This window comes from Huintestinicola sp. (assembly GCF_051882455.1).
Taxonomy (GTDB): domain Bacteria; phylum Bacillota; class Clostridia; order Oscillospirales; family Ruminococcaceae; genus Huintestinicola.
The window spans coordinates 24086-37407 of sequence record NZ_JBJERV010000052.1; the positions used below are offsets into that span (position 1 = coordinate 24086).

At 48.7% G+C, this 13322-nt stretch carries 12 protein-coding genes; 6 read left to right on the forward strand and 6 right to left on the reverse strand.

What is annotated here, in order from left to right; all coding sequences use genetic code 11:
* Window positions 1-11 precede the first annotated feature (11 nt).
* The 4 genes from obgE to argS all read right to left on the reverse strand — a co-directional run bounded on the left by obgE (window position 12) and on the right by argS (window position 6559).
* Window positions 12-1292, reverse strand: coding sequence for a GTPase ObgE (gene obgE, locus ACI4J0_RS06975; protein ID WP_439765089.1), 1281 nt, complete (start codon window positions 1290-1292; stop codon window positions 12-14).
* Window positions 1293-1449: 157 nt separating this feature from the next.
* Complete coding sequence (locus ACI4J0_RS06980; RefSeq protein WP_439765090.1) at window positions 1450-2517, reverse strand: YwqG family protein; 1068 nt, start codon at window positions 2515-2517, stop codon at window positions 1450-1452.
* Window positions 2518-2685: 168 nt separating this feature from the next.
* Complete coding sequence (ilvB, locus tag ACI4J0_RS06985) at window positions 2686-4380, reverse strand: biosynthetic-type acetolactate synthase large subunit (protein ID WP_439765091.1); 1695 nt, start codon at window positions 4378-4380, stop codon at window positions 2686-2688.
* Window positions 4381-4807: 427 nt separating this feature from the next.
* The gene (gene argS / locus ACI4J0_RS06990) at window positions 4808-6559 is read right to left on the reverse strand and encodes an arginine--tRNA ligase (RefSeq protein WP_439765092.1); all 1752 of its coding nucleotides are present in this window, start codon (window positions 6557-6559) and stop codon (window positions 4808-4810) included.
* A gap of 156 nt (window positions 6560-6715) precedes the next feature.
* Between argS and ACI4J0_RS06995 the strand changes: the two genes are divergently transcribed.
* The 6 genes from ACI4J0_RS06995 (at window position 6716) to ACI4J0_RS07020 (ending at window position 12178) form a co-directional block, all read left to right on the forward strand.
* Window positions 6716-7294, forward strand: coding sequence for a hypothetical protein (locus ACI4J0_RS06995; RefSeq protein WP_439765093.1), 579 nt, complete (start codon window positions 6716-6718; stop codon window positions 7292-7294).
* Between the two features lie 183 nt (window positions 7295-7477).
* On the forward strand, window positions 7478-9205 hold the full coding sequence (gene iorA, locus ACI4J0_RS07000) for an indolepyruvate ferredoxin oxidoreductase subunit alpha (protein ID WP_439765094.1): 1728 nt from the start codon (window positions 7478-7480) through the stop codon (window positions 9203-9205).
* 19 nt (window positions 9206-9224) lie between these two features.
* Window positions 9225-9725, forward strand: a complete 501-nt coding sequence (locus ACI4J0_RS07005; protein ID WP_439765095.1) for a hypothetical protein — start codon at window positions 9225-9227, stop codon at window positions 9723-9725.
* A gap of 21 nt (window positions 9726-9746) precedes the next feature.
* Complete coding sequence (locus ACI4J0_RS07010) at window positions 9747-10322, forward strand: indolepyruvate oxidoreductase subunit beta (protein ID WP_439765096.1); 576 nt, start codon at window positions 9747-9749, stop codon at window positions 10320-10322.
* A gap of 76 nt (window positions 10323-10398) precedes the next feature.
* A complete protein-coding gene (locus tag ACI4J0_RS07015; RefSeq protein WP_439765097.1) occupies window positions 10399-11706 on the forward strand; it encodes a phenylacetate--CoA ligase family protein in 1308 nt (435 codons plus the stop codon).
* Window positions 11707-11746: 40 nt separating this feature from the next.
* Entirely contained in the window at window positions 11747-12178 is a 432-nt protein-coding gene (locus ACI4J0_RS07020) for an ACT domain-containing protein (protein ID WP_439765098.1), read from the forward strand.
* 71 nt (window positions 12179-12249) lie between these two features.
* On the opposite strand, the gene ACI4J0_RS07025 is transcribed toward ACI4J0_RS07020, so the two are convergent.
* Together ACI4J0_RS07025 and ACI4J0_RS07030 are read right to left on the reverse strand one after the other, a co-directional pair.
* Window positions 12250-12603, reverse strand: a complete 354-nt coding sequence (locus tag ACI4J0_RS07025; protein ID WP_439765099.1) for a cupin domain-containing protein — start codon at window positions 12601-12603, stop codon at window positions 12250-12252.
* 139 nt (window positions 12604-12742) lie between these two features.
* The gene (locus ACI4J0_RS07030; protein ID WP_439765100.1) at window positions 12743-13177 is read right to left on the reverse strand and encodes an Rrf2 family transcriptional regulator; all 435 of its coding nucleotides are present in this window, start codon (window positions 13175-13177) and stop codon (window positions 12743-12745) included.
* Window positions 13178-13322 lie beyond the last annotated feature (145 nt).

Consider the following 13322-nt stretch of genomic DNA (forward strand, 5'->3'; position numbering starts at 1 on the left):
TCTCTCCCAAATCAGAATACAAAATCAAACTCAAATCCGAAAATGTTAACGGTGTCGCCCTCTTCGATGCCCATTTCTTCAAGCTTGTCGATAATGCCCGTGTTTCTGAGAACTCGCTGGAAATACTGGAGAGAAGCGTAGTCCTCCATATCAACGGTGCGCATGATATGCTCAAGCCAGGGGGCGGTAACGTAGAATACTGCGTCGTCTCCGCGGGTTATCTCGAAGCGCTCGCCCATGCCTGCCTGCTCGTCCAGCTCGGCGGGAGTGGGTGCCTCCACCTCATATTCCCTGATGGGAGGGAGCTTTTCAAGCTCCTTGTATGCGGCGTTTATAAGCTCTGCCGTTCCCTGCGTGGTAGCGGCGGATATTTCGTAAACGGGAAGTCCCTTGCTTTCGGCAAACTCCCTGAACTCTGCAATTTGCTCGGGAGCAGCCATATCGCACTTGTTTGCGGCAATTATCTGAGGACGCTCGGCAAGATCTTCCGAGAAATTTTTAAGCTCTCTGTTTATTATCTCAAAATCCTCCCGGGGGTCTCTGCCCTCGCTGCCCGAAACGTCAACCACGTGGATAATGAGCCTGCACCTGTCAACGTGGCGGAGAAACTCGTGACCCAGCCCCACGCCCTCGGAGGCTCCCTCGATAAGACCCGGGATATCCGCCATTACAAAGGAATGTCCCTCGCTTATCTTCACAACGCCCAGAACGGGGGTGAGGGTGGTGAAGTGGTAATTAGCTATCTTTGGCTTGGCTGCGGAAACCACCGAAATAAGGGTGGATTTGCCCACATTTGGAAATCCCACCAGACCCACGTCCGCAAGGAGCTTCAGCTCAAGGCTAACTTCAAATTCCTCGCCCATGAAGCCGGGCTTTGAGAATTTGGGTATCTGACGGGTGGGGGTGGCAAATCGGGCATTTCCCTTGCCGCCCTTGCCGCCCTTTGCAAGCACCTTCGGCTCGTCGGAGGACATATCCGCCATAACTCTGCCCGTGGCGGCGTCTCTTACAACGGTACCTCTGGGCACCTTGATAACAAGGTCAGGAGCATTTCTGCCCGTGCAGTTCCTTGAGGAGCCGTTCTGACCGCGCTCGGCTGCGAATTTTCTTTTGTATCTGAAATCGATAAGTGTGGAAAGGCTGTCGTCCACCGCAAAGACGATATTGCCGCCCTTGCCGCCGTCTCCGCCGTCGGGACCGCCTGCTGCAACGTATTTTTCACGGTGAAAGGAAACTGCGCCGTCTCCGCCGTCTCCCGCCTTTATCTTTATGACCGCTTTATCTACGAACATAGCTTTTTCCTTTCTGTCTGTGTGTAGTAACAATAATTATAATTATTATACCACTTTTTATGGGGATTTGTCAATATAAATCTTAAATCGGTATATATGTTCGGATTTGCGGGACGAATAATGCGGCTGTACCTAAAAAAGCACAGCCGCAAATTTTTTATCCGCAGTCCCAGTTAAACATTACCTTTGAAAAATCACACCTTGCAAGTTCGTCCTTTGATATAAAGAAATTGGCGATGCCCATATCTCCCCACATAATTTCAGAATTGCTTCCACGGATGGAAAAGCTGTCAAGTTGAAAAAGAAGGGTGTCGCAGTCGGTGCAGTCCGCATCACGTGGGTCGCTCTGAGTGAATAAGGGGTAGCCGCCTATTCGGGAATTATGCTTTTCGTATTCATTTTCATAGAGCCTTTCGGTGTCATATCCGTGTTTTTTTAGCTTGTATATCGTATTTATCCTTTCGCCGCATTCCTCGGAGCAATACGAGAAAAGCTTGTCTTCAAAGCGGCAGTCATTGATATCCGCATTGCAGGGCATAGTTTCGGAGGGGGGCAGCAGAAATTCGCCTGTTACGGGAAAACAGCCGTCAGGGTCGGGGGCGGGAATATCTTCGGAGGTGCAGAGCATTTCCCTGTCGGTGATGATATTTTCGTGATATATCACTCTGAAACCGTTCTGAGAAAAGGGCTCATCGTAATTCATACCGTACACACATTCGTCATTGTCATCGGCGCAGAAAAACTGGAGCATACCCTTCCCGGGAAAGCCCTCAAGCTTTGGCAGGCGGTCAAAATTCAGCTGTGCAAGAAATCTCAGGGGACTGTTTTCGCAGGCTCCGCTAAGTCCCTTGGGATACGGTAGCCCCTTGGGAAAATAGGGCATTCCGCCCACCTTGCTTTCAAATATGTCGATATTTTCGCCCTCGGAGGGGGTGAGCTTAATGCAGGGTCTGGGCGGCAGTTCTTTTTTTACCCTTTCGATAATAGGCATAATATCCCTTGAAACGGCTTCGCTGCGTTCCTCTTTCGCGTTTTTGGCAGGTGAAGCGTTATCGCTCGGAACGGAAACAAATTTGGAGATGATATCTGCCGCACCCTCAGCCATTTTATCCTTATCCGCCTGTGAATATATGGGTGTGTCGGGGTGAGCGGCGGTAAATTCGCTAACCTTTTCGTTTATTATTTTTGAGACCATAGCAAGAAAATCATTTCTGTCCTCAGCCATAAAAGTTCCCCTTTCTCTACAAAACCGCCCCGTCTGCAAATGTAAACGGGGCGTCAGTCTGTAGAAAAAACATATTACAGGATTTGACTTCAATACATACGTTACCGAGCCACAAATCGAAAAGATCATTTCTATCTTTCTAACGAGGCGGCTTCAGCGACACGCTGATCAGCAGTCAACGGCAATTTCAAGGATAGGCTCTGCAACGGAGGCTCCTGCGGGGACCATAGGCAGAACGTTTACGTCCTTGTCGATAATGCAGTTTATTAGAACGGGCTTGCCGCAGGAAACAGCGTACAGGAGCTTCTCCCTGACCTCGCTCTTCTTTGTGATGGTAACGGCTTCAATGCCGAAAGCCTTTGCAAGCATTTCAAAATCGGTGGGCTTTTCAAGGGTGGTCTGAGAGAAATGGCAGTTGTAGAAAAGTCTCTGCCACTGTCTTACCATTCCCAGAACGGTGTTGTTGAAAACAAGCTCGATAACGGGCATCCGGTACTTTGCCAGGGTGGAAAGCTCGGTCATATTCATATAGAAGCTTCCGTCGCCTGCTATGTTTACAACGGTCTTGTCGGGGTTGCCCACCTTTGCGCCGATAGCTGCGCCCAGACCGTAGCCCATTGTTCCGAGACCGCCCGATGTGGCAAGGCTCTTGGGATTTTTGAAGGGGAAATACTCGGCAGCCCACATCTGGTGCTGTCCTACCTCGGTGGTGATTATTGCGTCCCTGTTTGTGATGTCCGCGAGAGTCTCAAGCACGTACTGGGGAAGAACGGACTCCTCGTTCATGCCAACCTGCTTTAAAGGATAGGCTTTCTTCCACTCGGCTATCTGTGCCATCCATTCGGGGTGCTTTATCTCCTGCTTTTCCTTCAGCTTCTTTATTATCTCGGTGAGGACGAGCTTTACATCGCCCTGAACGTGAACGTCTGCGGGGACGTTCTTGTCAAACTCGGCAGGGTCAATTTCGATATGTACTATCTTTGCATTCTTGATGTTATTGCAGAATGAGGTGGTGTTGCAGGTAACGCGGTCGGAAAATCTTGAACCTAAAACAACGATAACATCGCTGTTAATAAGCGCCTGAGCAGATGTCTTTGTGCCGTGCATACCGAGCATACCCGTGTATCTGGGGCTTTCGTTGTCAAAGGAAGCCATACCCATAAGGGAAAGGCTTACGGGAGCGTCGATAAGGTCTGCAAACTCTGCAAGCTGTGCTTCCGCATTTGCGAGCACAACGCCGCCGCCTGCGAAAATGAAGGGCTTCTCTGCGGAAGCGATAACGCTTACAGCCTCTTCTATCTCGCTGTCCTTAACGCTTGAGCTGTGACCCTGCAATGGCTTAGGCTCATATTCGCACTTTGCTGCGGTGATGTCCTTGGGGATATCGATGAGAACGGGACCCTTTCTGCCGTCGTTTGCGATAAAGAAGGCTTCTCTGATTATATCCGCAAGGTCTTTAACGTCCTTTACGATATAGTTGTGCTTGGTGATGGGTATTGTGATGCCTGTGATGTCTACCTCCTGGAAGGAGTCGAGACCTAAGAGACTTGTGCCTACGTTTCCTGTGATGGCTACCATAGGGATACTGTCCATATTAGCGGTGGCAATGGCGGTAACAAGGTTTGTTGCGCCCGGTCCCGAGGTCGCGATAACAACGCCCGTTTTGCCTGTGGTGCGGGAATAGCCGTCTGCGGCGTGACCGGCGTTCTGCTCATGAGATGTGAGGATATGGGTTATCCTGTCGCTGTAATCGTAAAGTGCGTCGTAAATATTGAGCACTGCGCCTCCGGGATATCCGAAAACTGTGTCAACTCCCTGTTCAAGGAGACATTCGAGAATTATCTGTGAACCGTTGAGAAGCATTTTTATGATCTTTCCTTTCGTTAAATGTCCTGAATGCACAGGACGAAGCCCGACTCGGGCATATAGATCGTCAGAATTTTTCTGCTCTGAAATATCTCATTTGAAGTGAGCCGCAGAGGGGGTGTCCCTGAGACCGTTTCCGAAGGGTATTGCGTAAAACCCTGCGTTCGGCAGGACTGACTGCATTTGAGCATACTTAAAGCATTATAACTTATTCATTTTAACATATTTCGGAAAATATGTCAACGGTTTTGGGTGAAAAATGTATTATAAAATCGGAAAAATGAACAGAAAAAGGAGCTGTCCCAATAGGGTGTCCCTTTGCCGCTTCGTTGGTTAAAATGCGAAGCGCACAAAGTGTGCGGCACGGTACAGATAATTACTTCTTTATCGGTACTACCCTAAAGGAACGGCTCCTTTTGAAGCATTACATATTTTCCACAGTCTCAATGCCCAGAATATCAAGGTGCTTGATTATCATTTTACGGGTGAGAGCCGCAAGGGCGAGCCAGCTTGATTTTTTCTTCTCGTCGGGCTCGTTTATGATGTGGTTCTCGTGGTAGAAGCCCGAGAAGGAAACTGCCAGCTGATATGCGTTCTCGCAGATGTAGTTGGGCGCCTTCTCGCTCATTGCCCTGTCGAAAACATCGCCTGTCATAAGCATTTTCAGGATAAGCTCACGCTCGCTGTCGGTGTAAATTCCCGTAAGCTCCGCTTTTGCGTCTCCTGCCTTTTTCATGATGGAGTTTATGCGGGAAACGGTGTAGAGCAGGTAAATTCCCGTTTTTCCCTCGGCGGACATAAATTTGTCAAGGTCGAAAATGTAGTCCTTGGAGCGGTGGTTTATAAGGTCGCCGAACTTGATAGCCGCCATTCCCAGCTTGCGGGCATAGTCCTCCCTGTCCTCCTCGGAAACAAGCTCGGAGCCCTTGAGACGGTCGAGAGATGCGTCCGTAACGGTGTTTATAAGGTCGGAAAGGCGCATTACTCCGCCGTCACGGGTTTTATAAGGCTTTCCGTCGCTGCCGTTCATTGTGCCGAAGCCTAAAAATTCAAGCTCGGTCGCTTCGGGAACAAGCTCTGCACGCCTTGCGCAGCGGAACACCTGTGTAAAATGAAGCTCCTGACGGTTATCAACCACGTACCATATTTTGTCGGGGGCAAAATCCTTGTTTCGCTGAATGATGGTGGCAAGGTCGGTGGTGGCGTAGATGCTGGAATTATCCGACTTGCGGACGATAACGGGGGGCATGGGAGCCTTGTCGTCCTCCTTGGCAACGTCCACCACAAGGGCGCCGTCGCTTTCGTAGGACAGCTTCTTGTCCTCGAGTATCTTCATAAGCTCGGGGATATATTTGTCGGCGTCGCTCTCGCCGTACCAGTAGTCAAAATCCACGCCCAGCTTGCTGTAGTTATCCTTCAGGTCTGCTATTGATACACGGAGAATTTCCTTCCAGAGGGCGATATAGCCGGGTCTGCCGCTCTGAAGCTCAAAGGTGGCGGTGTGAGCCTTGTCCTTGAATACCTCGTCATTCTTGCTCTTTTTGCTGGCGGTGGGGTATACCTCGCAGAGCATTTCGGCGTCAAGAACGGGAACGCTGTCCTTATCGGGGTCAAAGTCCTCCGCAAAGCACCTTTCATTTGGGTATCTCTCTGCAAGCTCGGTGATAACGAGACCTATCTGGAGTCCCCAGTCGCCAAGGTGAACATCTCCGCAGACCTTGTTTCCGCAGGCGCGGGCAAGCCTTTTCAGAGCCTCGCCGATAATTGCGGAGCGGAGATGACCGATATGGAGGGGCTTTGCCACGTTGGGTCCGCCGTAGTCTATTACGATGGTCTCGGGCTTTTCAGCCTGGGGAACGCCGCAGAAGGGGTCGCTGTCGATAGATGCGGCGATGTCAAGCATACACTTATCTGTGAGAGTGAGATTTAAAAAGCCGGGCTTTACCACCTCAGCCTTGCTGAAAATGCTCTCCTCTCTGAGGACTGCTGCCACGTCCTCGGCTATCATAAAGGGAGCCTTATGGTATATTTTTGCTCCCGCAAAAGCGCCGTTGCACTGGAACTGACAGAGGTCAAGTCTGTCCGAGGCGGTCACAACGCCCATTTTAGGGTCGTAGCCGCATTTTTCAAAGGCTGCCGATACTATTTCCGTCAGCTTTTTTGTAATTGACTGCATTTTTATCAATCCTTCCGAAAATGATACTGTTTCCATTCTAACATATTTTTTCCCATAAGTCAATTATTACATTTAAAGATATTTTTTATTACCGATGGGGATTGACGGCGGTTTGCGGGCTGTGGTATAATGAAGAAAATTTTATGGGGAGCGGATATGATGAAGTTAAAAAAGTTATTCACGGTTTTATCTCTGATAACGGCTCTCAGCCTTTCTGCCTGTGCAGGCGCAGCTGAAAGCGATGGGGAGAGTGGGACGGTCCCTGAGACTGCTCGGAATGAAAATGTGCCTTCCGATGATTTTGCCCGGGCAGAGGAGGATATCGGCAACTGCATGAGCAGCCTTATTATGCTCAATTCCGATGAAAATACTGTTTCCGTAAGCTCTGAGGATATTTTCGGAGCCTCGTCGGAGGGCGGCGAGCTTACGAGATTTACTGATGAAAAGGGTACGCTTCTCAGAGTGCGGTCTGTTTTATTCGGCTCTGTGGGAAGCGTTGAGATAAATTACTATATTTTACGGGAGGGCAGGGGATATTACACCGTTCTTGAAAAGCATAACGATTCCGCTCAGCTTGGGAAGACTGACGGGGTTTTATACTATGGATTTAATGAATACTATATTGATGGTGACAGCTTTTTTATTATTGACAGAATAGCTCAAAGCCTTATTCCCTGTGAGGATGACCCCGTTTCGGCGGAAATAAAAAAACTGCTTGGCGGCGAAAATACATAATTTACCGTGCCTGTTTGGCTGAAAATCTGCCGGACAGGCAAATTATTTGAAAAAATTCGCCAAATTGTATTGAAATAATTCCCCAAACGTGATATAATTATAGTAAATTTGACTATTCGCTTTTATAATAAACGAATATGTTCGGTTTATATCAACATTTACAGCACGAAAGGAATTTATCTGATGAAAAAGCTTATGCTTGGAAACGAGGCGTTTGCCAGAGGTCTTTACGAGGCGGGTGTTACGGTAGTATCAAGCTACCCCGGAACTCCCTCCACCGAGATCACCGAATACGCCGCAAAATACGATGATATCTATGCAGAGTGGGCGCCCAACGAAAAGGTTGCCGCAGAGACTGCCATAGGCGCTTCTATTGCAGGCGCACGCTCATTCTGCGGAATGAAGCACGTGGGTCTTAATGTTGCCGCAGACCCCCTGTTCACCTTCTCCTACTCGGGAGTGAACGGCGGAATGGTGCTGGCGGTCGCAGACGACCCAGGTATGCATTCCTCTCAGAATGAGCAGGATTCTCGTCACTATGCCATTGCTGCAAAGGTGCCTATGCTGGAGCCTTCGGATTCCGCAGAGGTAAGGGATTTTGTAAAGGCTGCGTATGACATCTCCGAGGAGTTTGACACTCCCGTTATTGTGAGAATGTGCACAAGAGTGGCTCATTCCCAGTCTGCGGTCGAGCTTTTTGACAGGGAGGAAAGACCCCTCAAGGACTACGTTAAATGTCCTCAGAAGTATGTTATGATGCCTGCCTATGCTCGCCCGAGACACGTTGTTGTGGAGGAGCGCACGGCAAAGCTTACTACATATGCGGAAACCTCTCCTCTTAACAGGGTCATTGAAAACAACACCGATATCGGTATAATTACAAGCGGCATATGCTTTCAGTACGCAAGGGAGGCTATGGGCGACAAGGCTTCTTACCTGAAGCTCGGTATGGTAAATCCCTTCCCTGTAGAGCTTATCAAGGATTTCTGCGCACGTCACAAGACGGTTTACGTTATTGAGGAGCTTGACGATATCATTGAGACTCACTGCAAAAAGCTTGGTCTGAACGTTATCGGCAAGGAGCTTTTCGGATTTATCGGCGAATTTTCTCAGGCTGTGGTGGCAGAGAAGCTTCTGGGGGTCAAGAACGAGGTAATGACATTCCCCGAGAATGTTCCCGTCCGTCCTCCCGTTATGTGTGCGGGCTGTCCTCACAGAGGTCTTTTCTACTGCCTGTCAAAGAACAAGGTTACTGTTTCGGGTGATATCGGCTGCTACACTCTGGGTGCTTCCGCGCCTCTTAATGCTATGGACACTACTATCTGCATGGGCGCTTCCGTTTCCGCTCTTCACGGCTTTAACAAGGCAAGGGGTGAGAGTGCGGAGAAGTCTGCCGTTGCGGTCATCGGCGATTCTACATTCATGCACAGCGGTATTACGGGACTTGTTAATATCGCATACAATGCCACAAACTCCACTGTTATCATTCTCGACAACTCCATTACGGGTATGACGGGTCATCAGCAGAATCCCACTACGGGCAAAAATCTCAAGGGAGACCCTGCGGCGGCTGTTAACCTTGAGGAGCTTTGCCATGCGGTGGGCATAAAGAGAGTGGTTGTGGTTGACCCCTACGATCTGGCTCAGACTGAGGCTGCCATCAAGGAGGAGCTTGCGGCTCCCGAGCCTTCGGTCATCATTTCCCGCCGTCCCTGCGCTCTTCTTAAATACGTAAAGCACGAGGCTCCTCTCAAGGTGGATGAGAGCAAGTGCGTTGGCTGCAAGATGTGCTTAAAGCTTGGCTGTCCCGCTATTTCCGTAAGAAACGGAAAGTGCGTTATAGACCATACTCAGTGCGTTGGCTGCGGTATTTGTACCGAGGTCTGCAAGCCTAAGGCTATTGTTAAGTAAAAATAACGGAGCATCTCAAATGGATAACAGAGAAGAGAAAATATCTGAAGCTGCCGAGGCTGCCTGTAAGCCGCCCCTGCTGATATTCGTCAAGGCTATCATTGGGGCAATGCTTGGTGCGATACCTGCAATGCTTCTGTGGGCAGCTCTTCATAAGCTGGGTGTTATTCTTACGTCGGTATGCGGTTTTGTTATGTTTCTCGGAGAGATGATCGTCTGCGATCGGTTTATGGGAAAAAGCGGCAGGCTGAATATCAGGGCAATGCTTGTGATATGCGCTGTTGTTGCGATACCCGGTATTTATCTCTGCGAAAGATTTGTTTTTGCTTGTCAGCTGAGCGATTACCTGTATACCTTCGGATATCTACGCTCTGCAGACCTTAAAGAGTGTTTTATGAATTTTGAACGTGAGCTGGTGATTTTTGAGTCAAGGGGACATTTTATTTTATCTCTTGCTCTCAGTTATTTCTTTGCGGTGCTTGGCGGTATTCCGGGTGTCAGAAAACTTAAAAAACAATAAATTTATCAGGAGACTTATTTTATGGAAACAAGATCTATTATGATTGTCGGAGTCGGTGGACAGGGCTCGCTTCTCGCTTCAAGACTTCTGGGAAACGTGCTGCTTGCAAAGGGCTTCGATGTTAAGGTGTCCGAGGTCCACGGAATGTCCCAGAGGGGCGGCTCGGTCGTTACATATGTAAAGTACGGTGACGAGGTATGCTCTCCCGTTATCGAAAAGGGCGAGGCGGACGTTATCATCTCCTTTGAGATGCTTGAGTCTGCAAGGTGGCTGCCTTACCTCAAAAAGGGAGGCAAGCTCATTACCTCTACCCAGCAGCTTGATCCTATGCCCGTTATTACGGGTGCGGCACAGTATCCCGAGGATATTGCTGCTAAGATAAAGGAAATGGGTGTGGAGGTAACTGCCGTTGACGCTCTCGGTCTTGCGGAGCAGGCAGGCAATGCTAAGGCTTCAAATGTTGTGCTCATGGGCGTGGTTTCCGCTCAGACAGAGTTTGAGGAGCAGCTTTGGCAGAATGCTATTGAGCAGTGCGTTCCGCCTAAGTTTTTGGAGCTTAATAAGAAGGCTTTTGAGCTTGGCAGAAATGCAGGATAACTTTTTTGTTATGTATTTTATCTGCATATTGGGTCCAAGTTTATATGCATTAAATAAATAAACGGAGGTTTTTAAATTGGAAAATTATTGGAACAAGGAAATCGAATGTATGCCCCGTGAGGACATGAAAAAGCTGCAGGACGAGCGTCTTGTGGCTCAGGTGAAGCACGTTTATGAAAATGTGCCTTACTACAAGAAGCTGATGGACGAGAAGGGCGTTACCCCCGACGATATCAAGTCCACCGACGATCTTCACAAGCTGCCCTTCCTCACTAAGGCTGACCTGAGAGACGCTTATCCCTACGGTCTGCTTGCAATGCCTCTTTCCGAGTGCGTAAGAATTCAGTCCACAAGCGGTACTACGGGCAGACGTGTAGTTGCATTCTACACTCAGCACGATGTCGACCTCTGGGAGGACTGCTGTGCAAGAGCTATCACTGCGGCAGGCGGTACTAAGGACGATGTTTGTCAGGTCGCTTACGGCTACGGTCTGTTTACGGGAGGTCCCGGTCTTAACGGCGGTTCCCACAAGGTCGGCTGTCTTACTCTTCCCATGTCCTCGGGTAATACAGAGAGACAGATCCAGTTTATGAGAGATCTTAATGCTACTATCCTTTGCTGTACTCCTTCCTATGCCGCATACATAGGTGAGACACTCAAGGAAATGGGTCTTACTCCCGATGATATCAAGCTCAAGGCAGGTATTTTCGGCGCTGAGCCCTGGACTGAGGAAATGAGACGGGAGATCGAGAAATCTCTCGGCATCAAGGCATATGACATTTACGGTCTTACCGAGACAAGCGGTCCGGGCGTTGCATTTGAGTGCTGCGAGCAGTCGGGTATGCACATCAATGAGGACAACTTCATTGCCGAGATAATCGACCCCGACACGGGCGAGGTGCTTCCCGAGGGCTCGAAGGGCGAGCTGGTATTCACAAGCATTACCAAGGAGGCATTCCCTCTTCTCAGATACAGAACTCGTGATATCTGCGTTCTCAGCCGCAAAAAGTGCTCCTGCGGAAGAACTCTTATCAAGATGACAAAGCCTATGGGCAGAAGCGATGATATGCTCATTATCAGAGGCGTTAACGTATTCCCCTCACAGATAGAGACCGTTCTTCTCGAGCAGGGCTATGCTCCCAACTATCAGATAGAGGTCGACAGAGTTAACAACAGCGATACTCTCGATGTTTACGTTGAGATGAACGAGGAGCAGTTCACAGACACCGTTAAGGGCATTCAGGACAAGGAAAAGTCTCTTACTGCGGCTATCAAGCAGATACTCGGCATAAGCCCCAAGGTTCACCTTGTTTCTCCCAAGACCATTGCCAGAAGCGAAGGCAAGGCTGTAAGAGTTATCGACAAGAGAAAGCTTCACGACTGATTTTTGACGTACATTTTTATGTGCAGAAAGGAAGGTTATTATGTTAGTTAAGCAGTTATCGGTATTCGTAGAGAACAAGCCCGGCAAGCTCAGCGCTGTTACCCGTCTTTTAGCGGACAATGATATTGATATCCGTGCATTTTCCGTTGCAGATTCGCGTGATTTCGGCATTCTCCGCCTTATAGTGAACGACCCCGACAAGGCTTCTCAGGTGCTTAAAGACGCTGAGGTCACCATTTCTGTGACAAACGTCATTGCCGTTTGCATCGGCGACCGTCCCGGCGGTCTGGCTGAGGCTGTGGACTGCCTTTACAAGGCAAATATCTCCGTTGAGTATATGTACGCTTTCGTTGAAAAGTCCGGTGACGACGCTTTCGCTATCCTCAGAGTCGAGAACAATGACAAGGCTCTGGAGGCGCTTACTGAGGGCGGATTTAATATTCTGACGGCTGAAAGAGTTTATTCTATCTGATCGCTTTTTTCACATAAAAGCTTCGCTCCCTGTCGGGCTGACGGGGAGCGAATTGTATCATACATAAATTGTCATTCTATTACGGCGTCGTCCTGAGTGTATGCTTCAAGGGAATTTTCTTTTACCTGAATGCATATGTAGCTGATGGGGGAGTCTTCGGCTGCGGAAAACTGCCTTTTTGCCGAAGGAGAAATGCGGAGCCAGTCACCTGCTGAAAGCTCTACCTTTTCCCCGTCGATAACTGCGGTGCCCCTGCCTGAAAGTACAGCGTAGATCTCTTCGTTGCTTTTGTGAGAGTGGACAAAGGGTACGCCTGCACCTGCGGGAAGGGTGTTTATGCTTATTTCCGCTCCTGTCAGGGAAAGGGCGCTGTGAAGTTCGGTGCGAGCCTCGTTTGATACGGTTATTTTGCTGTAATTGGTCATTTGTATTACCTCCGATAATATAGTTGTAACTATCTTTGTTACAACTATATTATACAGCCTTCTTGTTGTAATGTCAATAGTTACAACGAACTTTTTTATAAAAAATTCGGCTGTGAATTTGGTAATTTTTCACAGCCGTTTATATATCAAGTATTTTATCCAGATCGTTTTTTACATCTTCAAGCGTAATAGATGCAAGTTCATTTTCCATTGCGGTCTGAACCTGTGCAAGCTTATCGTCAAGCACAGAATGGATATTGCTTCCGACAGGACATTTTTCATTGGGATTTTCGTGAAAATGAAACAGCTCGCCGCTGCCGACACATTCTACTGCTTTGTAAATATCAAGAAAGCTTATTTCGTTAAGGGGCTTGGCAATTGACGCTCCGCCCGAACCTCTTGCAATATCCACAAGCCCTGCCGATTTCAGCTGACCGAGAATTTTTCTCACAATAACGGGGTTTACGTTTGTGCTGCCCGCCAGAAAATCGCTTGTGACCTTGTATTCGTCCTTGAATTTATCTATACATATGAAAATGTGGACTGCAAGCGTAAATCTGCTTGAGATCTGCAAATTCTTCTGCACCTCCTTAAATTACTGCGGGAAAAATTAAAGTGTGGTCAAAACAAACAATAAAAGCACGTAACCAACGTAGTTACGTGCTTTTATCTGGCGCAGAAGGAGGGATTTGAACCCTCGCGCCGGTTTCCCGACCTAC

What these genes read in the sequence shown, in the direction of transcription:
- iorA (WP_439765094.1), top strand. Translation starts at nt 7,478, where the DNA reads ATGAAAAAGCTTATGCTTGGAAACGAGGCGTTTGCCAGAGGTCTTTAC.
- argS (WP_439765092.1), bottom strand. Translation starts at nt 6,559, where the DNA reads ATGCAGTCAATTACAAAAAAGCTGACGGAAATAGTATCGGCAGCCTTT.
- ACI4J0_RS06980 (WP_439765090.1), bottom strand. Translation starts at nt 2,517, where the DNA reads ATGGCTGAGGACAGAAATGATTTTCTTGCTATGGTCTCAAAAATAATA.
- ACI4J0_RS07020 (WP_439765098.1), top strand. Translation starts at nt 11,747, where the DNA reads ATGTTAGTTAAGCAGTTATCGGTATTCGTAGAGAACAAGCCCGGCAAG.
- obgE (WP_439765089.1), bottom strand. Translation starts at nt 1,292, where the DNA reads ATGTTCGTAGATAAAGCGGTCATAAAGATAAAGGCGGGAGACGGCGGA.
- ilvB (WP_439765091.1), bottom strand. Translation starts at nt 4,380, where the DNA reads ATGCTTCTCAACGGTTCACAGATAATTCTCGAATGTCTCCTTGAACAG.
- ACI4J0_RS07025 (WP_439765099.1), bottom strand. Translation starts at nt 12,603, where the DNA reads ATGACCAATTACAGCAAAATAACCGTATCAAACGAGGCTCGCACCGAA.
- ACI4J0_RS06995 (WP_439765093.1), top strand. Translation starts at nt 6,716, where the DNA reads ATGATGAAGTTAAAAAAGTTATTCACGGTTTTATCTCTGATAACGGCT.
- ACI4J0_RS07005 (WP_439765095.1), top strand. Translation starts at nt 9,225, where the DNA reads ATGGATAACAGAGAAGAGAAAATATCTGAAGCTGCCGAGGCTGCCTGT.
- ACI4J0_RS07010 (WP_439765096.1), top strand. Translation starts at nt 9,747, where the DNA reads ATGGAAACAAGATCTATTATGATTGTCGGAGTCGGTGGACAGGGCTCG.